We start from the raw sequence: 25370 nt of genomic DNA, 5'->3' as shown, positions 1-25370 counted from the left end.
TTGTTGTACTTCGTTCAGTTATTATTACTCATAGCGGCCCTGCGCATAGGTAAACCAGAGGAGCCAGGGGCGCAGCCAATCTTTTGCAGATCTGCGAAAAAACTGATTTTGAGAGGTCTCCGTTGTCACTTTGCGCACCCAGAGTCGAAAGCGATTTGAAACTTCCAGATATCCTCTACATCATCTGAATAGTCAGCTTCGAGCAAAGCGTGCAGGTTGAATTTCTGGCTGTTGCCCTCGGCACCGCTGAGGCCAACATCGAGTTCTCGACTCCAGTCCTTCATGAAGCCGCTGGCGAGCAACCCCTGATCTTCGGGTTTGGCCGGTTCTTCGCTTTTGAGCGTATCAGCTTGGGGAGCGCCTGCTTTCTTCTCTGCGAGAATCTCGGAGATCTGCTTGCGGCTGATGGTGATCGAGCCGAGGGAGTCGTGCAGCAGGGTTACGCTCTCATTCGTCTCGCCAATGATCGGTGCGTTCAGGGTATCGCCGTTTTTCAGGTGGATAGTGGCGGCGGATGCAAAGGAGGTGCAGAGTGAAAGAGCGATCAGGATAAAGAGTGAGGTTGTTAGGCGCATGACGATCAGGTTCCTTTGCACAAGGGTAAGAAATTGGGCGGAAGATTAGCATGTATTGCACCAATATCCTGCAATGAAATTGTAAAATGAGCAGGGTATCTGAGGGAAAACGCCAGGAACTTTGGGTCTCACAGGACGGGGGGTTAATGACCAAATCATTATAAAATAATAGATTGGTTGACGCAGATCAGCCTTATATCTTTTCAGGTCTTGTGTTCACGGAAAAGCCGTCTAGATTATCTATAGAAGGTAAAAATACCGATAAAAGCCAACCCCCTGTTGCTACGGGGGACGGAAAGCAAACGGGACTCGATGTCCCCGCCCGCATACTGAGGTTCAGGCGTTGAACGCCGACAGTTTCGGATAGCGGTGGGGGGAGTCTGAGACAAGCCGGGCTGCCGGGAGTGACCTCCGTCAGGGTCACGTTCAGGCAGTCCGGCTTTTATTTTTTTACGGGTTGCCGGTGGGGAACCGGAAGGACGCATCCTACAGATGTGGCGAGATCCGTAAGTCCCCCATTTACCGGGCGATCGCTTGGGGGAGGGCACCGTGTCACACTGGACTCAGACTCTATGGTTTAGGTTTCTGGCGCGTCTTCTTTCTGTCTTCCTGGTGTTTCAGGGGGTACCACCGCTCCGATACTCCCTCCCCGATATAGATCCGTTCTTCCTGCTGGGCATCAGCACGGTCCAGGCCCAGGGAGTGCCGGAGTGGCTTGTCTCCACGGTGGATGCCAATCATGAGGACCGCTTCATCCAGGAAAAGATCGACGAACTCGGCCCCGGCATAGAGGCTGCCTTCGCCTTCGTGCGGGACGAGATCGGCTACGAGGCCTATACCGGCTCCTTGCGCGGCGCGCGCGGTACCCTCTGGTCCGATGCCGGCAACAGCCTGGACCAGGCCAGCCTGCTGATCGCCCTGCTGCGGGGGCAGGGGATTGGGGCGCGGTACGTGCGAGGGACGCTTGACGAGGCGGATGCCAAGGTATTGATCGCTTCGATGTTCGATCCGGAACTGATGGCCCAGGCCGTGGGGTATATCCCCGAGGAATATGAAAAAGCTGATCCTGTAAACGACCCTGACTTAATTGCCGAAGCTACCGATCACTGGTGGGTTGAATTGGAAGACGGCACTCAGCTCGATCCAGCCTTTGCCGACGGCCTCGTGTGGGGCGCGCCGACATCGACCTATTTTGAGGTACCAGACGCCCATAGACACAAGGTCACTGTCCGACTGAAAGTGGAATCGCATAATATGCTTTCCCAGTTTACGGATAATGTGGCATTGGAACAAAAGTTTTCAGCCGCAGAACTGTACGGGAAACCGCTTACCCTGGGTCATTATGTAAACACTCATAAACCTCTTGCCCTGATTGGGGGGCTTATAACTCATAATTACGCCCCTTACATCCTGCTGGATGACAACTCGGAATCCATTGAAGGCCAAACCATGATCCGGGGTAACGATTACCAAGAGCTTTTTTCCTCCCTCATACCCATGGCGAACACAATGTTGACTCGTCTTACCTTGGAACTGGGGCTCGAATCCCCAAACAAAGAGGCGCGGGTACTCAAGCGTGATCTCTTGGATCGGGTGGGATTCGCGGCTAGGCACGGCCTGTCTGCTCCAGGTGTAGCAGATACTGAACGGCCAGCCATCAACCAGTACGATGTAACGACCATCAATATCGTTTCCGGTTCAGTAAATGATGAATTAATGGGAATTCAATTGGCCAGTTCTCTTGATGAGGAAGGTTATGATCTGATGTTGCTGTCAGAAACTTTGTTAAATAAGGATCCCGCATCGTTTACCAGTGACGAGGATGATCTGCTGGGACAACTTGTCAAATATCAAACGCGCCAAAACATAGCAAAAACGCGTCTTTTGGCCACCAACTATTTAGTGACTTCCGACGAGTTGGCTAGAAGCACCGCTAAGCAGCATATCGTGAAGTTCTATCATGATGCTCCCCGGGTCATTTTGTCATTCGACGAGTATCAGGTAAATGTAAATGACACGATGACCAACCGCTTCGGCATCGACCTTCTCCTGGATAGTACCAAAGCAGTTGCCTATCCAGGACAAAATAGAGATGCTGCCATTGTTGCCAAGATATGGCGTGGACTGGAAAACAACCTTGCTGAAACAGAAGCGGTCAGGACTTTTACAGAAGGGTTCGAAAGCGAAATATCGCTTTATTCAACATACGAAGTGTTCGAAGAAGCACACAAGGCCGGGCTGGGCACAGTTGTCCTTTACGGACACCAGGATATATCCAGACGACTGGATAACATGGACATGTCAGCGGAAGCCAGGGCCCGCATTGGGGATGCCCTGCGATCAGGGAAATCCGTGACCGTGCCTTCGGGAATGGTCACTATCAACGGCAACCAGACGATAGGCTGGTATGAAAACAATCCGGAAACCGGCGAATTTATAGGGGTTCTGGAAAATGGAAGGCATGGATCATTGGCAGAATATGCCTCGATACTACGAATCCGGGCTCAAGTGGTGGGCCTTCAGATCCGCCAGTTTGTCATGAGCTTTGCACGGGTTGTTGTGCGCAATTTAACCAGAATAAAAAATAAGATATGGGACTCATATAAGAAATTTCCAGATGAATGGAAGCCGGATCCCGTCGGACTTGCAACAGAGATTACAAAAGAGGTAGTCAAGCAGGGGGCGGTGGGTGCTGCACAAGGTGTTGTCGAAGGGCTGGCAGATGCCTTTGTTGAGGCTATAGAAGAATCGATTATCGAAGCATATAAAGACGATATCAAAGCAAGGCTGAACGAGGAGTTGGGTGGTGATGCTGGGACTCAGTTGCTGAAAGATCTGGAAGGACCTTTGGAAAACTTGAACCAATACATGAGTGCGGAAAGTTATGTAAAGGATGTTAAGTCGATAACTAATACAAGTTTGGATATTAATCTGGATTTAAAGAAGATCGCAAAACAAGCTAATAAAGCAATGATTATGGATTGGATCAAACTCAATGTTCCCAATCTCACAAAAGGCCAACTGTCGCAACTGGAGCTGGATATCGAAAGCCACACAAACGCCGGAATGAAAAAAGGCATAACCACCGTGGCTGGAAAAGGCATTGGCGGAATAATAGGCGCACCCATCAGGGGCGGTGCAAAGTTGATCTTTAAGAACATAACCAAGAATTTGGTAAAGGATAAAATCAAACCCATCGTCAGAGAAAATCTGAAAATCGACACCATAGTCGGCGGCGCAAACCAGACGATCTTCGATATCAGTGCCTACGTCAACGAAGAACTGGAATCATTCTTTAACAAAGGCAGCGTAATCGACATTGTCGGCACGGATTATGAAGTCGTAAATCTGTTTTTCGTACCCGCACTGACCAAAGGATCTGAAGTCAGTAATTCTACACTTGGTTTGTCCGTTGTTTCAGATGATCTGTTTTCGGTGAAACTTGCCCAAGGCCAGGTTCCTTCCGCCTTTCGAGTACAGATCGAGAACCTGGGTTCGAGTGGTAACTTCGTCGTGGGGACTGTCGCACATGCTGGTTGGGAGATACTGACGGCACGCGATTCGATTACGGTACCTTCTTCATCGACAGGAGTGGTGAGCGTCTTTCTCCGGCCATTGGTAAGTACGACAGTGCCGATTCCCGGTACGAGTGTCGATTTTTCGGTGACCGCTGAGCTAGCTGGAAATCCCTCTACACGTCTTACAAAGGACGTTAATTTCATCATGCCGGAGGTCCACGCTCTGACCGCATCGGCCGACCCGGACAGCCTTTACGCCACTCCCAACGGCGTTGTGCAGGCCAACCTCACCTTCACCAACACCGGTAATGTGGCTCAGACCGTCACGTTCGGTCTCGACCTGTCGGCGGGTTGGACCGCCGACGACCTGGGCAGTGCGCCCACTTTGGACCCCGGCGAGTCGGTGACCCGGACGCTGACCTTCACGGCCCAGGGACTGGACCTGGACAGCGACCACTATGTGGCCGTGACCGCCATCTTTGGTGCCAACGGCGAATTTGAGACGCAGGTCCCACTGCACCTGCACATCGCCGCCCCCGGTGCCCTCCAGGCCCTGCATGCGGCCACCGACGCCGATGCCCTCGGCCGCCCCGAACTGGCAGGCACCCTGGAAACCCTGGGCCAGGATCTGAGCACCCTCTATCAGGAACTTGGCAGCGAACCCCACAAGAGCCGCTTACTGGCCAGTCTGGATAGCCTGTCGGCCCAGCTCGATGACCCCTTGCTGGCGCCCTTCGCCCCGGACATCGACACCGCCCGCCAGGCCATAGCAGGCAGCACGCCCGCCACCCTGGAGACGGCCCTGGACGATCTGGGCACCGCCCTCACGGCCTTCGGCGACCAGTTGGCGGCCTTGGCCGACCACGACTTCGAGGTGGCCCTGAGGCCCAACAGCGCCGAGGCCCTGCCCCAGTCGCCGACGGTATTCAGGCTCTATCTCAAGAACATGGGCACCGAGACCACCACTTACCATCTGAGCCTGGCCGGGATCCCGCCCGGGATCGACGCCAGCCTCAGCCAGGACAGCCTGACCCTGCGGTCGGGATTCGCCATAGAGCCAGGCGTCTCGGGCACCCACCACCTGCCGATCGCTATCGACGTCACCCTCACCCAACCGGCGGATGAGTTGACCGCCTTCGAATTCGAACTGCAGGTGACCGCCGACGGCGCGCCGCAAGTGCAACGTTCGACCTATGGCAGCTTTACCGCCAGGGATGAGTTGGTGAGCGTACTCTCAGTGACCAGTGCCCCGGCCTTTACCGACCCAGGCGGCAGTGTGGATGTGACCACGCGGCTGCTCAATGCGCTGAACCGGGAGCGGGATCTGCTGGTGAGCTACCGGGTGAAAAACGCAGGTGGCGCAGAGCTCTTCAGTTCCGCACCGCAGGTCGTGCAGATGAGTGTGCTCTCATCGGTGGCCACGGTCGCCCTGGGAGCGTTTGATACCAGCGGTCTGCCACTTGGGAGTTATACCCTTGAGGTGAGTGTCACCGAGTCCGATGGCACACCGATTCCGGGTGGCTCCGGCAGTGGAACCCTGCTGGTCGGCTCGCCTTTGAACGCAACCTTGTCGGTCGACCCGGACAGCCTCCCGGTGGGGGATGGTCTGGCAGCGGTTACTCTGCAGATCGACAGTCTGGTGAATTATGACGCCAATGGCATCGGTCTGATCGGTCTGACCGATACCCTTGGCGGTGGGCGTTCCGTAGCGGTTCGAGGGGATTATGCCTATCTGGGCGGCACCGAGGGTGTCACTGTGTTGAATATCAGCACGCCTCAGGATCCGCTGATTGTCCATACCTTCGGCTTGGCCGGGAATAACCGCACCTGGATCAAGGATGACACTCTGCTGGTGGCCAATGAACGCGATCTGACTGTCTATGGTCTGACTGATCCGGAACAGCCCGAGCTGTTGGCCTCGGCCGCCAGTGGCGTCACCGGAACCCACGCATCGGGTCTCTATGTGCAGGGTGATCTGGCCTTCATCAATACCATAATCTTTATCTGGGGCGGCAGCATTGTAGGGATTCGCGGCGACACTATCATTTATGATCTGACCGATCCGCTGAATCCACAGAGCCTGGGGCAGTTTTACAACACACCCCAGGGTTCGTATCCACAGTGGCCGGGCAGCAACTATTTCATCGGCGAGAGCGCAGTCGGGAAGGACGACGTTGTCTATCTGATGAGCAGCTCGGCAGAGACCGCCGCCGTTGGGGGCACAGGACGGCTGCGGATGCTCGATGTCAGCGACCCGCAGAATGTCACTGAAGCCGGTGTTTTCGATCTTCCCGGATCGGTGCTGCTGGGTGGCATGGCCATTCAGGGGAACAGGGCCCTGGTGGTGGGTACGGATGGTCCGTTTGTCATCAGTGACGGTTCCCCTTTGCAGAGCGGCCAAATGACGCTGCATCTGCTGGATGTGACCGATCCCCTGAATCCGGTGATACTGGGGTCAGAACTGTTGGCTGGCGAGGGGCTGTACAAATTATTACTGTTTTCCGTACGCAGTGTTACTGATGACCTCTTCGTCATAGAAGATATAGATTTGAATGGCCAGGCAAAACTGCGCCTGGTGGATACCAGCGATCCCGCGAATATCAGGGTTATCGATATTGATACAGCGAGTGTGGTCGGAGGAGCCCTGTTCAGCAGCGGGCTGCTCTACACCGCCAGCAACTCCGGTCTGGGTATCTATGATCTGGGTGGCCTGACCGGTATTCCAGTGATTGCACAGGTGCAGGTGCCGAACGATGGCAGCGCCGTGATCCTGCCGGGTTCGTTCAACCGGGCGCCGGACAGCACCACGCCCGGGGCCGGTTTCGATACCCTGCAGTGGAATCTGTCGCTGCAGACTGGTCAGCTCAACCATGCCCTCAACTGGCAGGTCCAGTTGGATAGCCTGCAGCCGGGCGAGGCCAGGAATGCAGCCCTCGGGGCAGCAGTGGACTTTACCGCCTGGGGCAGTGCGGGCTCTATTGATCTGCCCGCCGCATCCGTGGCGGTGGAACAGATTGTGGCCCTGACGCCGGATAGCCGCACGATGCGGCCGGGTGAGGAGAGTCTCTATACCGTTACACTGATGAATCCGGCAGCCACGGTCGTGACTTACGACCTGGGACTGCAAGGGCTTCCACCGGAGTGGGTGACCCTGCAGGCCTCCGTGGAGGTGCCGGCGGCTGGGTCGATCGATCTTCCCCTGGCGGTGCGTGCAGATGCCCTTGCCAGTTTGGGCGAGCATGGGTTTGCGCTAACAGCGACTACGGCCGGTGGCGCCAGAGGGTTGGCTTATAGCAGTCTGACGCTCGAGGGGGCTGCTGTGATCCAGGCCGAAATCCACGGCGTGGTGATCACCCTGACCCCAATTCAGGATACGGCAGGACAGGGGACCGGTGCGACCTATCGGGTGCGCATCATCAACACCGGCAATGTCACCGAGACCTACGAGTTGACCGGCCAGTTGCCGGTGGGCATCCAGGGTCTCTTCGGCGAGGCGAGCGTGACGGTGGCGCCCGGTCTCGACAACTATCGTGAAGTGTTGCTGACCCTGACCGCGCCCCCTGGGGCCGCTGTCGGTGGCCAGAACTTCGACGTAACCGCCACCTCCACCGGTACGTCCGGGGTGACAGACCAGGCTGCGGGTACACTGAACGTCTCAGGCTTCGGGGTCGATGTGGCCCTGACCGCCCTGGCCGCAAGGCCGGACAGTATCTTCCGCATGCGGGTGACCAACACCGGTCAGAACCAGGATACTTTCGATCTGAGCCTGGGCGGGGTCCTGGCTCCGGCCGCCACCCTGGAAATTACCGAAGTCACCCTGGCGGCAGGCGCTTCCCAGGATGTGACGGTTACCGTCATCGATATCGACTTCGCCTATCCGGGTTCGCTGGATCTGGTGGTCAGCTGCTAATTCTATTGCACCACTGCCCGGTGCCCGAGAGATGCCTGCCAGCAGGGGGGCAAGAAAGAGCAGGAATGATCCCAGTTTCTGGCTGACTATCGCTATTCTGGCCAGTCCCATCCGCAGACGAAAAGGGCGATAACCGCTGGCGTGTTGGATGGCGTGCCCGACCTCGTGGGCTGCGGTTGTGATGGCGGTCAATGTTCTGCCCTCCATTTTGTCCCTGGTGAGTCGAACAGTCTTGCTGAGAGGGTCGTAGTGGTCTCCGGATTCGGTGGCTTCAACGCGAATATCCTTGAGTTCAAAGCGATCGAGCAGATGGCGGGCCAGTTCGCCTCCTGTGCCGGGAAAGTCCTCATCCTGCCGGTTATAACGTGAAAGGATATGCTGCACCCACCATTGAGGTGCGTATATCAGAGCCAGGACAAGTGTGATGAGAAGCAGATAGTGCACAGTATTTTCCGTTGGCAACAACAGGCGAATAATCCGGTATACTAGCCCGTTTTCCGGGATTCCGGACTGAATTACAGAATTTGGAGATGAACGATGTCGACAGAGGGCGTCAAGAAAGTGGTATTGGCCTATTCCGGTGGTCTGGATACCTCCATTATCGTCAAGTGGTTGCAGGACGAGTATAAGTGCGAGGTGGTGACCTTTACTGCCGACATCGGTCAGGGCGAAGAGGTGGAACCTGTACGCGCCAAGGCGGAGGCGGCCGGTGTCAAGGAGATCTACATCGAGGATCTCACCGAAGAGTTCGTGCGGGACTATGTCTTCCCCATGTTTCGCGCCAATGCCATCTACGAGGGCGAGTATCTGCTGGGCACCTCCATTGCGCGGCCGCTGATCGCCAAGCGGCTGATCGAGATTGCCAACGAGACCGGGGCGGATGCCATCTCCCACGGCGCCACCGGCAAGGGCAACGATCAGGTGCGTTTTGAACTGGGCGCCTACGCCCTGCGTCCCGATATTCATATCATCGCCCCCTGGCGTGAATGGGACCTCAACTCCCGTGAAAAGCTGCTGACCTATGCCGAGACCCACGGTATTCCCATCGAGATGAAGCGGGAGGGCAATAAATCTCCCTACTCCATGGATGCCAATCTGCTGCACATCTCCTATGAAGGCTACGACCTGGAGGATCCCTGGACAGAACCGGGGGAAGATATGTGGCGCTGGTCGGTCTCCCCGGAGCAGGCCCCGGACAAACCGATGTATATCGAGCTGACCTTCGAGCAGGGCGACGTGGTTGCCATTGATGGTGAGGCCATGTCACCGGCGACGGTTCTGGCGACCCTGAACAAGCTGGGCGGCGACAACGGCATCGGGCGAGCGGACATCGTGGAGAATCGCTATGTCGGCATGAAATCCCGTGGCTGTTATGAAACCCCCGGTGGCACCATCCTGCTTAAAGCGCATCGTGCCATGGAGTCACTCACCCTGGATCGCGAGGCGGCCCACCTGAAGGACGAGTTGATGCCGCGCTATGCCAAGCTGGTCTATAACGGTTACTGGTTTGCGCCAGAGCGGGAGATGCTGCAGGTCGCCATCGACCAGAGCCAGCAGGTGGTCAACGGGGTTGTCAGGCTCAAACTCTACAAAGGCAACGTCTACGTGGTTGGACGCAAGTCCGACACCAATAGCCTGTTTGACGAGTCCATCGCCACTTTTGAGGACGATGAGGGCGCCTATAATCAGAAGGATGCGGAAGGTTTCATCAAACTCAATGCACTGCGTTTGCGGGTGGCTGCGGGGAAAGGCAAAAGGATAAAGGCTAAAGGTGAAAGGTGAAAGGTGAAAGGCTGGCAAATCGAATATTTGCCTGAATCTCGTGTCAAACTTGTAGGCCCGATCAAGCGTAGCGGATCGGGCACCCAGGCTTTGGCAGTACATTCCAGGTTGCCGGTTCCGCTACGCCTCTTCAGTCTCAAAAACATGGTTTTGACATGGAAACGCGCCAAACCAAAATATGAAGCTGACGGTAAATTCGTCCTTTTGCCTTTTACCTTGACCCTTCAGTTTTCCCGTTCCGGCAGTTCCGGGTCCTCTCTCGTATAGCCAATGGCAGCCAGTTTTTCGAGATAGGCTTGCCAGAGTTCGTCATGGAACTTGCCCAGGTTGTAGAGATACTTCCAATCGTAGAGCCCGGTGTCATGACCATCATCGAAGATAATTTTAACCGCGTAACTGCCCACGGGTTTGATATCGGTAATGGAGACGAGTTCCTTGCCGGTCTCCAGTTTTGCCTGTGCCGGGGTATGCCCCCGGGTTTCGGCAGAGGGTGAGTAGACCCGCAGATATTCACAGGGCAGGGAGAAGTGGGCGCCATCGTCGAAGGCGATATCGAGAAAGCGGGACTGCTGATGCACCTTGATGTCGACAGGACGGGGTTTTTTTTCCATTAGATCTTTCCGGTGGTTGATTCAGGCCAGCCTTGTGTGTGTTTTTCCACAATGCCCGCCAGCATTTCGATGTGATCGGGTTGTGCGTTGAGGGCGGGAATATATTCATAGACGCCGCCGCCCGCTTTTTGAAAATAACCCCTGTTCTCCACCGCGATCTCCTCCAGTGTTTCCAGACAGTCGGCAGAGAAACCAGGACTGACCACCTGGACGTGTTGTATCTTTGCCTTGCCCCAGGAGATAAGGGTTTGGTCGGTATAGGGCTTGATCCACTCCTTTTTGCCGAAGCGGGACTGAAAACTGAGTTGCCACTGTGAGTCTTCCAGTTGGAGTCTTTTGGCAACCTGTTCTGCGGTGAAACGGCACTCGCTGGGATAGGGATCACCGGCGGCGGCGTAATCTTCCGGAATGCCGTGGAATGAGAAGAGCAGCTTTTCTGCCGCGCCATGCTGTTCGCGGAAGCGTTGGATTGAGTCCGCCAGCACCTGAATATAGTCTGCTTCATGGCCGTAGCGGTTGATGAAGCGCAGTTCCGGCAGCCGCCGCCAGTGTTGCAATTCAGTAGTCACCGCATCGAAAGTTGAGGCGGTGGTTGTGGCGGAGTACTGGGGATAGAGCGGCAGTATCAGAATGCGCTCGGCGTTTTCGCAGCGCAGCACTTCCAATCCCTGTGCAATGGAGGGGTTGCCGTAGCGCATTGCCAGAACGACTTTGACCTTGCTGCCGAACCGTTCGTTGAGTGCTGCCTGCAGTTTGTCCGCCTGTTGCCTGGAGATGTCCAGGAGCGGTGAGCCACTCTCTGTCCAGACCGTACGGTAGGATTCGGCGGAGCGCTTTGGGCGGATGCGCAAAATGACGCCGTGCAGAATGATCTTCCAGAGCAGTCTGGGAAATTCCACCACACGGGGATCGCTGAGGAATTCCGCCAGGTAACGTCGCACATCAGCGGTGGTGGGGCTGTCCGGTGTGCCGAGGTTGGTCAGTAAGATGCCGAGGCAGCCTGTACCGGGGGGCGCCAGGTCCGAATGGTTTCTATATGTCATGGTGCTAATGGTTGTTCGCAGAACGGACTGAGTGGGTGCAGACCGCAGGTGGATTGCTGTTGCTGATTCATCAAGAGGGAAGACTACACCACTCGACTGTCGACCGAAACCAGATAGCCTAACCGATTCCGATCCTTATATAGCATACGGCCAGAAACACTGTTTTTTACCACGAAGAGCACTAAGATTAAGAGATTGATTAACAATAATTTTTTCTTCGTGTGCTTCGTGCTCTTCGTGCTCTTCGTGGTTAGATATGGGTTTCCGGATGAACCTTTATAGATGAGGTCGGAAAGGCTGTTTTACACCGCTTTTTTCAACAGGTCCGTAAACTCCGGCGTTCTAAGATAACCGTATGATTTATGGTTGATCTTTCCCCAGTCATTGATTACCAGATCGTCCTTCACCTTAACCCCATCCTCGTTTGAGTCGTAGTCGTCTGCGAGGTGGGTGTCGATTGCAACCGGATCACGCCTGTCTGCAAGGTTGGTCCATTTTTTCACGATACTGGGGGTACGCACCAGCGGACTCTCTTCACTGATTTTATATTTTACGTGGGGCAGGCCAAGGGGGGAGCCGATGGTCACAAAATGGTCGATCTTGATACCGGGATCCTCTTTGCCGAGCTGCCGCAGGACATCGTAAGCGATGATGGTGCCCATGGAGTGGGCGACCAGCATGATGCGATTCCCTCTGTTGTCGAGAATAACGGTTTTCAGGCGTTTCCTGAGCTCGTTGCGGAGTTCACTGTCCGTATAGTATTTATGCAGATCCTGTAGTTTTTTCTCCAGCACCTTATCGGCAATCATATCGATGCCGAAGAGCGTCTTTGCCGAGTCCCACATTTTCCCGCTGATCGACGATGCCTTGGCTCTCACAATGTCCAGCCAGCCGTCATCGTAGCGTTTTAGGGCGCCATCTTCGGCTTTGTGGTATGCATCGGGGTCTTGGTCTGGTTCGGGATACATGGCATCGGCCCAGTAGACCGAGTGAAAATTGAGGGAATCCAGAGCGATGCCCGCATTTTTTTGCAGCCCTTCCAGCATGGCCTGTTCCCACCACTCGGCCAGTGTCTCTTCCGGCGGTTTGTTGGCCAGCCCATGAATACCGATGATGATTTTGCTCATGATGTCGATCTCCTTATTTTAGTTTTCCCAATACGAAAATATAGTCGCCTGAACATCGATTGCATAGGTTTTGCTGTTCAACGCGTCAACACGATACTATTTTCAAGGGTATCCCGGTGAAGAATCGTCCGTTGGGACAGCTACACCACTGCCTGCTATATTCAGATATCCAGAACAAACCTTGTGGGATAACTGAAAAGTGCGCGAGACAGCTGGAGCCGGACATGGCCCTTTTGGTCATGAGAATCATGGACGCTATAACCTGAACGATGTCTACTGGAATCTGCCTGCCCCGGCGCTGGTCGAACAGGCAACCGACGGGATTCTGGCAGCAGTACAGGTGGTGAAGTGAAAAAACGACCGCCGAAGGTTGGTATCAGCGCCTGTCTCCTGGGTGAACCCGTGCGTTACGATGGCCGGCACAAATACGCCGTACAAATCGTCGAAACCCTGTCGGATGTCGTGAGTTGGGTGCCGCTCTGCCCTGAGACAGAAGCTGGCTTGGGTGTGCCGCGTCCGCCGGTGGAACTGATTGGTTCGCCCGACAGGTTTCGGGTTGTTGGTGTAGAAAATCCAGGGCTGGATGTCACCACCACGCTGCTCGATTTTTCACAACAAAAGGTACAGAATCTTGGGCGGATCAGCGGTTTTATTCTGCAGAGCAGATCCCCCAGTTGTGGTTTGAAAAGCGCCCTATTCAGGGGGAGTGGCCTGCTGGGTGCCGGGGTGTTTGCTGGTATGCTCAAGCACGAGTTCCCGGAGTTGCCGGTTGCTGAGGATGTGGATCTGGATTCAGCGGCGGCGTTGGATGAATTTCTGCAGCGTGTCAGGCGATATGACCGTGATATAGGGTAGTGGTCATTCAGAAAGGCCAATATTTAGATTGAATGGCTGGCATGAGATGAACCAGTAACGACCTGTAGAAGGTGCTGTTAACAGGTGCTATTATCAGGTCATTAACAAAAATCTGAGGTCAAATATCATGAGCACGAAATTCTCCGAAGATGTCGTACCGCTCACCGAACTGAAGATTAATCCCGGTCGGGTGGTCAAACATGTGGCGGAAGCTCATCGCCCGGTGCTATTGACCAGTCGAGGACGTGGGGTTGCGGTGGTTCAGTCGCTAACTGACTATGAGCAGGTAGAAGATGAGCGTGAGTTTATGCGAGCCGTGGTGGCAGGGCTTGCTGACCTGGAAGCGGGACGAGAGGTTTCTCTAGCCGAGGCGAAGGCACGACTCGGACTCAAGTAGCCGAATGCCAAAGCTCACGATTCACTTCTCGGAGTCTGCTGTTACGGATCTCGAAGCACTCAAGCGTTGGTATTCTGAACAAGGGGTGCCCGATGTTGGGGATAGGTTTATTACGGAGATAATGGGGAGGGTGGAAGTGCTATACGATCACCCGGATATGGGCCGAGTCGTTCCGGAGTTCGATCAACCGTTTCTGCGGGAGATCCTCCACCCGCCGTTTCGCATAGTGTACCTGCGCGAACCGAACAAGGTGCAGGTCATTCGTGTTTGGCGTTCTGAAAGACTACGTCGTCTTCCGGCCCACATGGAAGAAACATAATTTACGTCAGGAGGGGGATTATGTGAACATCCGCGCAGTTATTGACTTCGAGACCACAGGTCTCTCGCCCGGCATGGGAGCTCGCCCTACCGAGATTGCCATTGTGTTGGTCGATAGCGGAACGATCATAGATCGTTACCAGAGCCTGATGAATCCCGGTGTACCTATCCCCTACGATATTCAGAGATTGACCGGGATCACAGACAAAATGGTGAAGGCGGCGCCTTCAGTTGAGTCTGTTATGCGCGAAGCGGAGGAATTCGTCGATCAACACCCTCTAGTCGCGCACAATGCAGCCTTTGATCGCAAGTTCTGGGATACGGAGCTGCACCGAATACACCGGCAGCATCATCAGGGGTTCATTTGCTCCATGCTTCTGGCCAGGCGAATTTTTCCCGAAGCGCCTAACCACAAGCTCGGTACTCTGGTGCAATCCCTGGGCCTTCCCGCTACCGGTCGTTTCCATCGGGCATTAGCGGATGCGGAAGCAACTGCTTATCTCCTGTTACGGATCGAAAGCGAACTCATGCACCGGTTTCATCTGTCGGCAGTGAGTCATGAACTATTGCTTTCGATTCAGAAAGCACATCGTAGCAAGCTTGCAAGCTGTGTCAGGCAGTATCAGGGCCTCTGAAAGATGGATTACAGAAATAAGAGAGAAGAGATGGTCGATTGGCTGCGCATGCAGCTAATCGGCCCTGGAAATAAGAATAAGCCGCCGATCGACTCTGAATCTGATGAAGTGATCCTGCAGGGTATTTCCCCATTGGACAGGTACCCAACCGGCGTACTGTTCCCGGTTATTCGTGGAGAGGAAGGGTTGGATCCGGCCTCTGACAACGATGAGGAAGACGCTGGAATTGGAGAAGAGAAGGAGACAATCGAAGTCGAACCAGCAGCGAGGCAGCGTCGTTATAGTCCTCCATCGTCCGTTGGTTTCTCATTCTTCGCCCGTGGCGAACCGGCGAGGTTCCAGGTCATTTCCTCTGCTGTGCGATATATAAGGGTTGGAGAACGGGATGAACGCGGTCGTTACACCAGAACAGAATATAAAAGAATTGAGGTCGGAGGAGAGTCTGAGGCAAAGACATTCGAGGCCAGAAATAGACAAACACACAAGCAGTTCAGTTGTCGTGAGAATGTATTTGGAGAAGATGCGGGTGTTGATGTGTTGTGGAGGCCATTTTTAGATGGCTGGATTGTTACTGTATCGCTCTTTAATAATCGACAGGAGGGGGATGTAAAGGGTACTCCAAAGTTATTTAAAGGAGAGCGCAATGAAAAATCCCTGTTCGAGGTCAAACTTAGCTGCGTCCTTGAAGCGGGTGAGATAGGGACCTATCCACGTGTTGACAAGAGCCTGCTGACCGAAGAAGAGCAGGAGTTGGAACTACAGTACAAGCAAAGACACATCTACGCAGTTGGACATGGCGCCGCAGTGGACTGGTCTGTGGAGGGGGAGAGAGTCCAGGAGATCTGGTCCGAGTTTCTGCCGACAGTTGAGGTTCCGCAAGTCACTGCATATGTCAAGGGTGCTGGTAACTCCGTACTTGGCCTTGTTCATCTTGCAGCAGGCGGGGATGAAACAGGTATTTGGGATGAACTTGACGAGTTCGTGTCAACTTATTCCAAGTGGGTTTCTGAAGAAAAACAGAAATCTCTCCAGTTTGATCCAGAAGATCTGAAAGCCGCAGGTCGAATAACCAAGCGTATGGATACTGTTCTCCACCGTATGCAACGTGGTGTTTCCATGCTACGCAGTGACAGTCGTGCAGCAAAGGCCTTCCAGTTAGCCAATCAGTCCATGCTGGACCAGATGCGGCAATCTGATCAGGTACGCGGAAAATTCCGGGAAGAGATGGACTATAAGTGGCGTCCTTTCCAACTGGCTTTCCTTCTAACCGTGGTCGAGTCGGTCGTCAATGAAGATGACGACTTCCGGGATACTGTTGACCTGATCTGGTTTCCCACCGGTGGTGGTAAAACAGAGGCCTATCTGGGCTTGATCGCCTTCCTGATTGTCTGGCGAAGATTCAAGTACCCAGCCACTGGCGGCGGTACAACCATCATCATGCGCTACACGCTACGCCTGTTGACGGCCCAGCAGTACCTTCGCGCCACGCGGTTGATCTGTGCGCTGGAACTGATACGTCGCATGGATACCTCTCTGGGAGTGGAACCCATCACTATCGGAATGTGGGTAGGTGCAGCGACCAGTCCGAATGCTTATCTCAAGGCCATGGAGTTTGTCCAGCAGGCCAGTGATGGAAAAGTTTCGGCGCTGCAGAGACTGGTGCTGGATTCTTGCCCATGGTGTGGAACATCGTTCAAGGCGCCTGATAGTTATATCTCGACGCAAACCCAATTTCATTTTTGTTGTACCAACCCAGAATGTGATTTTAGTAGAGGGGGTAATGGGCAACTACCCTGTAATGTCGTCGATGAAGCTCTTTACGAGAAACCACCGACAATACTGCTCGCTACTGTCGACAAGTTCGCACGCTTGGCTTGGGATGAACGGACCAATGCATTTTTTGGCCGGGAATCCAACAGACCTCCAGAGCTGGTTATTCAGGATGAGCTCCACCTGATTGCCGGTGCTCTGGGTTCAGTGGTGGGCATCTATGAGGCTGCACTCGACACAATACTTATCCAACGAGGGGTTCATGCAAAATATATTGCATCGACGGCTACCATCCGCATGGCACAGCAACAGGTGGAACGACTTTATGGTCGTGAATTGGCCATATTTCCGCCTCCTGGCCTATCTTCAGATAATTCATATTTTGCTAAAACAATTAATATTGACGATAAACACCCAGGGCGCCTATATGTCGGCTATCTGGCCCCAATGCTTAATCGTCAGCACTGCATGGCGCCACTAGCAGCAGCCTTGCACATTGCTCCAGAGGCCGTGTTCCAGAAAGGTGAGGTGGACAGAGACGATCTACTTGAAGCCTGGTGGACACAAGTTGTTTACCACGGCAGTTTGAAGGGTGTGGGTAACAGTCACAATGCATTCACTACGGGTGTTCGGGATCTTGTCAGGCGACTTAAGGAAGAGCTGAAAAAGATTCAAAATAACAATGGTGAGTCTGGTGTTCTCATTTCCCGTCCAAATGCACGTATAGCTCAGCTGACCAGCATTTCGAGCGCAGAGGAAAATGCCCGAACATTTTCACGGCTCGAGCGATCCCGTGAGGAGGTGGATTGTCTTGATGCGGTGTTGGCCACCAACATGATTTCCGTAGGGTTGGATGTTCCACGCCTGGCCCTGATGATCATCAACGGACAACCACTGACCACGGCAGAGTATATCCAGGCCAGCAGTCGGGTTGGGCGGAGTGGTGTTCCCGGTTTGGTGTTCGCGAACTATTATCGCGATCAGGCGCGCAGCCTGTCGCACTATGAGAATTTCCGCCCCTATCACGACTCCTTTTACCGTTTCGTGGAACCCACCAGCGTTACTCCCTACACCTACCAAGCCCGCACCCGAGCACTTCATGCAGCTTTGGTGATTGCGATACGTCACTCTTGCGTGTATCTGCTTGGTAATAACCTGGCAGGACAATTCAACCCAACGGATGATTGTGTCCAGAAGGTGATTGAGTCACTCAAGCGACGCTGCGCTCAGGCTGATCCTGATCGGGCTGAGGAAACGGCAATCCATATAGACAGACTCGTGGAACAGTGGCGTGCAGAAGCGCAGCACAGCAAGGCCTCGAGAATCCAGCTGGGCTATCAGGCACCCGATAATGACAAGGCAATGAACCGGCTTCTCTATAACCATGACGACAGGATAAAAGGCCTTTGGCCAACGCTGCAGTCTATGAGAAATGTTGAAAACAGCGCTCTTTTAAAGCCATTATGAACAAGGACTACCTGCCTGTCCGGCTATCGCACCTGCTGCGCCACTGTTCAGTCGGCGCCATCGTGCGCGGGCCAGAATATCTGATGACCGTCAAGGATATCCGGGAGTGGACCACCAAGGCTGGCAGCCCAGCCGGCCAGCAAATCCCTTATGTCGATCAAGTTCGCTCCGCACTGGGTATTGAACAGGAGCTGCGGGAACCGCCTATCGCAAAGGAGTTGGATACCGGGCAAGTGGACGGTGTATGCGTTCCGGCTATGCGATTTCCAACCTGGATGCAGTGTCCAAATTGTGGTTTGTTACACTCACAACCATGGAGGAAATTGGAGGCTGGACAAAAACCACGATGTATTTGTAAGAAAAAACCTGAACTTGAGCAGGTGCCATGGGTGTTGGTCCATGCTGATGGTCACTTGGCGGATGTTCCCTGGCATTTCCTTGCTCATAGGCAGGGAAATAGACGGGAACAACAGCAGTGTCGGGCAGATTGGGAGGAGCCTTATCTGAGGCTAATCGACCAAGGCTCATTCAGTCGAAAGATAGTCTGTAGTCATTGTCATGCGCGGGATAACTTCAACGATTCACTCAGAATTCCTTTTGGCAAAGGACGGCGTCAACCCTGGATCCATGAACCACCCGATGCGCCAGACAAAGACACACATGATGATCTGGCCGAGGTGCTGGAGATTAACGATACTCGTGTTCACTCACCAGTGACATGCAGTGCATTGGTCATCCCGCCGGAATCACGTATTCGCAGAGGGTCGGTGGTCGATCGCCTTTATTCCAGCACACAGACGCGGGTACAGATAGAACGGGCAAGGAATCGTCTTTCACGGAAAAGCGCATTGCAAACGATCGCCAGTAAGTTTCGATGCTCAGTCAGTGATGTAGAGGACGCTCGCCGGGAGATCGAAAAGGGCTATCCCCTTTATGGAAAGAACATCACTCAAGGTATTCTGCTGGAGAGCGAATACCAGGCATTGATTGAAGAGATCCCGGATGTGGCCGACGACGAAGATTTCGTCACGGAGCACCATACAAAGGCATGGAAGCGCATGGCGCCTGAATTGCAGTCAGACACGAAGCCACTTAGAATCATCAATTCCATTGATCATCTCATTGCTGTTAATCGGCTCAAGGAGATCATGGTGCTAAGGGGTTTTCAGCGCCTTGGTGGTGATTTGGTGCCACCTGATATCAGTGGTGGAAAGTAGTTGGTTACCCGCTCTCGAACTTTATGGGGAAGGGGTGTTTTTCACCATCAAGGAAGTGATTTTGAGCCGATGGGAATCCGGCGGCCCACTGGGCGAGCGTGCAAACACCGTTGAAAGGCGATTCGAAACGACAGGTTTACGCTTTGAAAACGAGATTATTGTTTCACCACGATTTTTGCTGCTACACACCCTGGCGCATCTGTTGATCAGACAATTGGAAACCGAGGCAGGCTATCCAGCGGCTTCGCTGAAGGAGCGCATCTACTGTACTGCGGGGAAAATGCCCATGTCTGGCATTCTTATCTATGTGGCGGTCCCGGATGTGGTGGGTTCGCTGGGTGGGCTGGCTGAATTGGCGACACCGGAGCGTTTCCTGCCTTTGTTGTCTGGGGTTTTCGATCATGCTGAATGGTGTTCCCTGGATCCGGTCTGTTCTGAACACGAAGGTCAGGGGCCAAGTCTTCTAAATCGTTCAGCCTGCCATGCATGCGCTCTGGTTCCGGAGCCAAGCTGCGCCTATGGAAATGTTTTGTTGGATCGAATCTTTATCAAGGGAGATGAGGCGACGAGTATTCCAGCCTTCCTGGATTTTGTTGACTGAGGCACTGGATGGCCAAACGTGTATTTAAACTTCCTGGAATTCAAGATCTCAGCAAGGATCAGGAAGATGCGCGTGCGCTTCCAAAAAACGGGCAGCACCTCATCATTGGAGGACCTGGAACAGGAAAGTCCGTTCTTGCTCTTTTAAGATCCAGACGTCATCACCAAGATAAGGAAGACTATATTTTCCTGGTTTACAACAAGCTGCTCAATCAAGCCAGCAGGCAGTTGTTTGGAGCAAAATTGGAAAGCCAGCAATGGCAAAGCTGGTTTATGAAACTCTTTTTCTCCCTGACCGAAAAACAAGTGCCAAGATTATCGGCAGATAATGGGAGTAACTGGGAAGAAATTGATTGGGACGGTGTGCTGGCGGTTATTAACGATCTCGGATCATTGACAGAACGGAACCTTCCATTCCTCGTTATTGATGAAGGTCAGGATATGCCGCCTCAGTTTTATCAAGCGTTAGCAAATTTAGGATTTGAAAAATTTTATGTGGTGGCAGACCAGAATCAGCAGATCGAACCGGATAAAAACAGTACAAGGCAGGAGATACAAGATAGCCTAGCCATTGATCCGAATGATGTGATTGAACTGCAGCACAATTATCGCAACACCTACTCAATCGCCAGGCTGGCGCGGGAATTCTACACAGGTGATCCAGCCAGCCCTCCACCGAATCTACCAAAATCGAAACATTCAGCCAAGCGACCGATACTTTTTGAGTCCAAGCATAGTCAATTTCAGCAACTGATTGGGCGGATTTTAAAGATGGCCGACTTGAATCAAAATCGGCTTATCGGGATCATTACGCCCAACAATAAGGTTCGAAAACGCTATGTTAACGCGCTCATGGACGTCGATGTTCAATTGGATAACAAAAGGCCTCGAATTGAAACATACCAATCTGGCAAACATTCAGAGTTGTCATTCGATGAAGGAGGAATCATGGTAATCAATGCGCAGTCTTGTAAGGGGCTGGAATTTGATACTGTGTTTCTTGCTGACATTAACGAACACTACCTAAATCCCCGCATGCCTGATCAGAAAAAACGTCTTTTCTATGTCATGGTGGCTCGCGCAATCGACCACGTTATTATGCTCAAAGAGGCAGGCAAGCATTGTCCGGTAGAGGCGATTCTTCCAAAAGACCCAGATGTACTGGAGCGAAAGTGATGGTAACCCCAACTGATTTGTTTGAATCTGACGACTCGTCAACTGTGGCGAATGCCTCCACTCGATGGCTACTGGTAACCAACCAGCGCAATCTGCTCTACATGCTTGCGGCAGGACTGGTCATGCCCCCAAAAGGGTTTGGACAGAAGTACTACCAGGACACGCTTTGCAGCTTCCCCGGCTGGATTCCTCTATTTGCAGATAGCGTTCCCGAGGCATCCATTGAACAATCTGTCAGTGAGCGCAGTCACCTCATACCCTGCCTTGTGGAAATAGACCTGTCATCCCTGCGTGGCAGGGTGATGGCTATTGGTGAGGATGGTTTGCTAAAGGAAGTGAACTTTCCGGAAGGAATAGAGGGTAGTGAACGTATTCTTCTGATTCCGGCGCCCCTTCCTATTACATGGTTCAATTCGATTATTTTTCAATCTGGTGATGATAAGTCCAGTTGTGATGCCGATGCGCGTGATTTCGGTAATGTACCGCTTACAACTTTCAAGCGTAAGGTGGTCGCACGGCTATTCTCTGGCACATCCGATGTGGCATGGCCTCCGGTAAATCTGGAATTACCTAATCGAGACATGCCAATGGATGGACCGTTGGCTGCAGGCGGCATGATGGCGATGCTGCTGCATCTGGCCAATCTCGGAGATATTGGCGTAGCCTCGTGCCGCCTTGCATTTGATGCGGAAGATAGTGTTGCCGAAACGATATCAGAGCCTATGCTTTCCGTACTCGGAACCTGGGAACATATTGGGCATGCACCAGATACCAATAACGTACTGCAGAATCTGTTCTGGGGCGCGATCGATAAATTAGTCGCCTGGCGATTATCAGAAACGTCTGAGAGCACACTGGACGTACTGCTTGGTCATTTGGAATCGACGGCCGATCAATTGGACGAGCGTATGAAGCAGGCGCTCTCAAAGTTGGCTGGCGACTTGAAAACAGTGGCTGGTTTTGCTGACAGCACCATCACTGAGTTGTTCGAGCGTCACCCAAAATCATTTTCACGTGTCATGACGCTTTTCTTTCTACGCGAAAATTGCTCTGAATTACTTGAGTTCAGACACCCATTGTTGAATGAGATTGATTACCTGACAGCGGCTATTCTTTTCTCTGCCAGAGACGGATGGTTGGGTCTGCCGCTTGAGTTGCGTGACTTTCCCGGTTTACAGGAAGCCGTGCCACATCGCATGGCGGCGATGGCGCACCGAATAACAGATACAGGCATCGATCTTGGCGTGCCTCCAAAAAGGCCGAAGCCGCTTCGTGAGCTATTTGCACCCGGTCAGAGGGGATGGAGTAAAATCCAAAGAGAAGCGGCATTGATATTGGCGAGAGACCGTAAGTGGAGTGGCATCCAGACACGAATTACCCTGGGTAAAGGTGACTATCGGCTGGAAGTCGACGGTAGAGGTATGCACGTCCTTATTGAAGGGGAGGCAAAGGCCGTAGTGACTGAAGTCGATAGCGATCAGTTTTTTGTGGAGTTGGCGCGAGAACGCCTGACGAGCAAGCAGGAACGGAAGGTTATCGGCCTGCTGAAAATGTAGGTGTATTGGCATGCGTATGATTCCAGCCACACCGCATGGCACGCACAGCCAGGCGGAGAAACGCATCTTCGACAGGCTTAGAGCCGTCTCCTTTGATGAAAGACATGGCAATTATACAGTCTATCATTCGCTCAACCTGACCCGGCACGCCAAAAAGCGCTTTGGTGAGATCGATTTCCTGATCTGTTGTCCACCGGGTCTTTACGCCATTGAGGTCAAAGGCGGCGGTGTTTCATGCAAAGATGGAAAGTGGAGTACTAATGATCGTAACGGAGAAGTACATGCTCTTCGTGAAAGTCCTTTCAGACAAGCAGAATCCGCACTTCATGGATTATTGGGAAACTTGCGTGAAAAATTCCCCTCTTATCAAATTTCACAGTTCTCCACAGGTTATGGGGTTATATTCCCTGATTGCAAAGGGCCTGCATCCAGTTCCGAATGGGATCCGCATACTCTAGCTAATGATCGAAGCTCCAAGAACCTGGAAAGATGGCTGCGAAAGCTGTTTCAATATTGGAGAAGCAAGGATGGAGGTAATCGTCACCCGGACAGTGATGTGCTTATAACTCTTCAGCGTTACCTTCGGCCCAGGTTCGATGTGGCGATCCCCCTTCACATCCAGGCCCAGGGAGCAGAAGAACGGATCGCCAGTCTGACTGAGGACCAAATGGCCATGGTCGATGTGGTGGCCGCCAATCCAAGGGTGCTGTGCTCAGGCGGCGCAGGAACAGGCAAGACATTTCTTGCCATGGAGCTTGCTCGCCGCTGGACTGCAGAGGGCATGAACGTTCTGCTGGTCTGCCGCTCACCCTGGCTCAAGAATTATCTCGCGGCGCGTTTCGCCATCCCCAAGCTGACCGTTTCGCTGGCTGGCTCAACCCGGATGGCTTGTCGCCGGGCAGGTCTGGACCACTTCGATGCACTGATTGTCGATGAAGGACAGGATATGTTCGATATGGACTCACTCGACAAGCTGGATTCGGCTTTAGCGGGTGGCTTGGCAGAGGGCCGATGGTGCTTATTCCACGACATAAACAACCAGTCTGGTTTGTTAAACAGGCCTGATCAGGAAGCCATTGAGTATCTGGAATCTCTACGACCCGCCCAAGTGCCTTTGCGTACCAATTGCCGCAATACACGAGTCATTTTGGAAAAGGTACAGACATCGCTCGGTGCTGACATGGGAACGAGAGGGGCTGGAGAAGGACCGAGAATTCGTGAACATCTGGCAACATCCAGAGAAGAAGCAGGGGAGCTTCTTGCAAATGAGATTGCTGAACTCGTTGATCATGGGGGACTCGCGCCAGGCGATGTTACCATCCTCTCTCCAGATTCGTTTGAAGATTCTTGCGTAGTAGATTTGCCGAAAAAAATGAGTAAGGGAATTATCATCTTGGATGAATATTCGGTAAAATCTTTTCCAGTTAGACAGATCAGCTATGCGAAAATTAGAGATTTCAAAGGGTTAGAAAACGAAGCCATTATCTTGGTCGACTTGCCGCCGCCCAGTAGAGAGGATGGCGATATCGCGGCTCACTATGTGGCAATGAGCCGGGCAAGGTCGGTGCTCTCGCTTGTCTATCGAAACACGAGGTAAGCGAGATGCTATTCTCCAGTTACTCCACATGGTAGAGCAATCAGGTTATCCTTTGTGCCCGAATGCATGCTCCCGGATGAACGGTAGGGTAATCGGAACAATCGTGCGGCAAGCTTGTCGATATACTCAATATGTCGCCTGGAAATTCTTCTGCGGTAATCATGGGTTGGGCAGTAGCCTGATCAGAGATAATAAAACAGGGGGTAGTGATGAAAGCCGTTCTATTCGTTTGTGTGGAAAATGCCAATCGCAGTCAGATGGCCGAGGCCTTTGCGCGGCTGCATGGCAGTAACCATCTGGAGGCCTTCAGTGCGGGTTCCAATCCCAGTGGCCGGGTTAATCCCAAGGCGATCGCCGCAATGCAGGAGAAGGGTTACGATTTGACGATACACCACTCCAAATCGTTCAGTGACCTGCCTGATGCACAGTTCGATTTTATCATCACCATGGGGTGTGGCGACCGATGCGCTCATATTCCGGCGCAATTCCGTGAAGACTGGGATCTTCCTGATCCCAAAACACTGCCACCGGATGAATTCAACCGGGTCAGGGATGAGATTGAACATCGGGTGTTGGACCTTCTGACGCGGATTAATTAAGGGATAGGTAAAAGGCGAAAGGTGAAAGGCGAAAAGCGTTGGGAATGACGAAGCATCCCGGTCAGTCTATTTGGTACGGCCACCTTTAGCCTTTTACCTTGAACCTTTATTATTATCCCCATGAATAAGGAAAAACGGCAGGCCATTTTCGAGCGCCTGCAGGCGGCTAATCCAAATCCGACTACCGAACTCAACTATCGAACCCCCTTTGAACTGCTGCTGGCGGTGATCCTCTCTGCTCAGGCGACGGATAAGGGCGTCAATAAGGCAACTGCGCGCCTGTTTCCGGTTGCCAATACGCCGGAAGCGATCTTAGAACTTACCGGGTTTAAAGGCGTACATCAAGCACTATCGACTGTTCAATTCCCCAGCAAAAATATCATCCAGACCTCGCCGTATGCTGATCGATATTCACGACAGTGAAGTGCCGAATGGGCGACTAGCACCTTGAGTGCTGCCAGGTGTTGGGCCAAAGACTGCAAATGTGGTGTGTTGAATACTGCTTTGGACAGCCCACAATGGCAGTGGATACCCATATCTTCTGTAGGTTAGAACCGGACTGGCTGGCGCCAGAAAGACGCCGCTTGAGAGTAATACGTAACTGAACGTAGCGCAAA

General features: G+C 53.1%; 18 protein-coding genes and 2 pseudogenes. 15 read left to right on the top strand and 5 right to left on the bottom strand.

What is annotated here, in order from left to right; translation table 11 throughout:
- Positions 1–125 precede the first annotated feature (125 nt).
- Complete coding sequence (locus G9Q73_RS09485; protein WP_177419571.1) at positions 126–575, bottom strand: hypothetical protein; 450 nt, start codon at positions 573–575, stop codon at positions 126–128.
- Positions 576–1124: 549 nt separating this feature from the next.
- Here G9Q73_RS09485 and G9Q73_RS19600 point away from each other — a divergent pair.
- Entirely contained in the window at positions 1125–8003 is a 6879-nt protein-coding gene (locus G9Q73_RS19600) for a transglutaminase domain-containing protein (RefSeq protein WP_177419570.1), read from the top strand.
- Positions 8004–8093: 90 nt separating this feature from the next.
- Here G9Q73_RS19600 and G9Q73_RS20435 read toward each other — a convergent pair.
- Positions 8094–8387: pseudogene (locus tag G9Q73_RS20435) on the bottom strand (zinc metallopeptidase); the annotation flags it as partial.
- A 153-nt stretch (positions 8388–8540) separates the two neighbouring features.
- Between G9Q73_RS20435 and G9Q73_RS09470 the strand changes: the two are divergent.
- Positions 8541–9785 (top strand): argininosuccinate synthase, encoded by a 1245-nt coding sequence (locus G9Q73_RS09470; RefSeq protein ID WP_177419569.1) that lies wholly within the window; start codon positions 8541–8543, stop codon positions 9783–9785.
- A 224-nt stretch (positions 9786–10009) separates the two neighbouring features.
- Here G9Q73_RS09470 and G9Q73_RS09465 read toward each other — a convergent pair whose 3' ends face one another.
- The 3 genes from G9Q73_RS09465 to G9Q73_RS09455 all read right to left on the bottom strand — a co-directional run bounded on the left by G9Q73_RS09465 (position 10010) and on the right by G9Q73_RS09455 (position 12566).
- Positions 10010–10396, bottom strand: a complete 387-nt coding sequence (locus tag G9Q73_RS09465; protein WP_177419568.1) for a gamma-butyrobetaine hydroxylase family protein — start codon at positions 10394–10396, stop codon at positions 10010–10012.
- Positions 10396–11439 (bottom strand): ferrochelatase, encoded by a 1044-nt coding sequence (hemH, locus tag G9Q73_RS09460; RefSeq protein ID WP_177419567.1) that lies wholly within the window; start codon positions 11437–11439, stop codon positions 10396–10398. The genes G9Q73_RS09465 and hemH overlap by 1 nt, the downstream gene beginning before the upstream one ends.
- A gap of 302 nt (positions 11440–11741) precedes the next feature.
- Entirely contained in the window at positions 11742–12566 is an 825-nt protein-coding gene (locus tag G9Q73_RS09455; RefSeq protein ID WP_177419566.1) for an esterase/lipase family protein, read from the bottom strand.
- A gap of 199 nt (positions 12567–12765) precedes the next feature.
- Here G9Q73_RS09455 and G9Q73_RS09450 point away from each other — a divergent pair, with 199 nt between their 5' ends.
- The 13 genes and pseudogenes from G9Q73_RS09450 to G9Q73_RS20700 all read left to right on the top strand — a co-directional run.
- Positions 12766–12918, top strand: coding sequence for a hypothetical protein (locus G9Q73_RS09450; protein WP_177419565.1), 153 nt, complete (start codon positions 12766–12768; stop codon positions 12916–12918).
- Complete coding sequence (locus tag G9Q73_RS09445) at positions 12915–13421, top strand: 2-thiouracil desulfurase family protein (protein ID WP_177419564.1); 507 nt, start codon at positions 12915–12917, stop codon at positions 13419–13421. The genes G9Q73_RS09450 and G9Q73_RS09445 overlap by 4 nt, the downstream gene beginning before the upstream one ends.
- 127 nt (positions 13422–13548) lie before the next feature.
- The gene (locus G9Q73_RS09440; RefSeq protein WP_177419563.1) at positions 13549–13818 is read left to right on the top strand and encodes a type II toxin-antitoxin system Phd/YefM family antitoxin; all 270 of its coding nucleotides are present in this window, start codon (positions 13549–13551) and stop codon (positions 13816–13818) included.
- A gap of 4 nt (positions 13819–13822) precedes the next feature.
- Positions 13823–14137: a type II toxin-antitoxin system RelE/ParE family toxin gene (locus G9Q73_RS09435; protein WP_177419562.1), complete on the top strand. Its 315-nt coding sequence runs from the start codon at positions 13823–13825 to the stop codon at positions 14135–14137.
- A 22-nt stretch (positions 14138–14159) separates the two neighbouring features.
- The gene (locus tag G9Q73_RS09430) at positions 14160–14771 is read left to right on the top strand and encodes a 3'-5' exonuclease (protein ID WP_177419561.1); all 612 of its coding nucleotides are present in this window, start codon (positions 14160–14162) and stop codon (positions 14769–14771) included.
- A 30-nt stretch (positions 14772–14801) separates the two neighbouring features.
- On the top strand, positions 14802–18008 hold the full coding sequence (locus tag G9Q73_RS09425; RefSeq protein ID WP_246345159.1) for a helicase-related protein: 3207 nt from the start codon (positions 14802–14804) through the stop codon (positions 18006–18008).
- On the top strand, positions 18005–19225 hold the full coding sequence (locus G9Q73_RS09420) for a DUF8724 domain-containing protein (RefSeq protein ID WP_177419559.1): 1221 nt from the start codon (positions 18005–18007) through the stop codon (positions 19223–19225). The genes G9Q73_RS09425 and G9Q73_RS09420 overlap by 4 nt, the downstream gene beginning before the upstream one ends.
- Positions 19226–19286: 61 nt before the next feature.
- The gene (locus G9Q73_RS09415; RefSeq protein WP_177419558.1) at positions 19287–19826 is read left to right on the top strand and encodes a Zn-binding domain-containing protein; all 540 of its coding nucleotides are present in this window, start codon (positions 19287–19289) and stop codon (positions 19824–19826) included.
- An 8-nt stretch (positions 19827–19834) separates the two neighbouring features.
- Positions 19835–21001 carry a 3'-5' exonuclease gene (locus tag G9Q73_RS09410; protein WP_177419557.1) on the top strand — a complete coding sequence of 389 codons (1167 nt, stop codon included), beginning with the start codon at positions 19835–19837 and terminating at the stop codon, positions 20999–21001.
- Positions 21001–22557 carry a hypothetical protein gene (locus tag G9Q73_RS09405; RefSeq protein ID WP_177419556.1) on the top strand — a complete coding sequence of 519 codons (1557 nt, stop codon included), beginning with the start codon at positions 21001–21003 and terminating at the stop codon, positions 22555–22557. Before G9Q73_RS09410 ends, G9Q73_RS09405 begins: the two co-directional genes overlap by 1 nt.
- A gap of 10 nt (positions 22558–22567) precedes the next feature.
- Positions 22568–24154 carry a nuclease-related domain-containing DEAD/DEAH box helicase gene (locus G9Q73_RS09400; RefSeq protein ID WP_177419555.1) on the top strand — a complete coding sequence of 529 codons (1587 nt, stop codon included), beginning with the start codon at positions 22568–22570 and terminating at the stop codon, positions 24152–24154.
- A 209-nt stretch (positions 24155–24363) separates the two neighbouring features.
- Entirely contained in the window at positions 24364–24753 is a 390-nt protein-coding gene (locus G9Q73_RS09395; protein WP_177419554.1) for an arsenate reductase ArsC, read from the top strand.
- Positions 24754–24873: 120 nt separating this feature from the next.
- A pseudogene (locus G9Q73_RS20700) lies at positions 24874–25346 on the top strand (endonuclease III); the annotation flags it as partial.
- Between the last annotated feature and the right edge of the window lie 24 nt (positions 25347–25370).

The organism is endosymbiont of Lamellibrachia barhami, assembly GCF_011947365.2.
GTDB lineage: Bacteria > Pseudomonadota > Gammaproteobacteria > Chromatiales > Chromatiaceae > QGON01.
The sequence above is the reverse complement of the archived record's forward strand: the minus strand, read 5'-3'. Positions and strand labels throughout refer to the sequence as shown.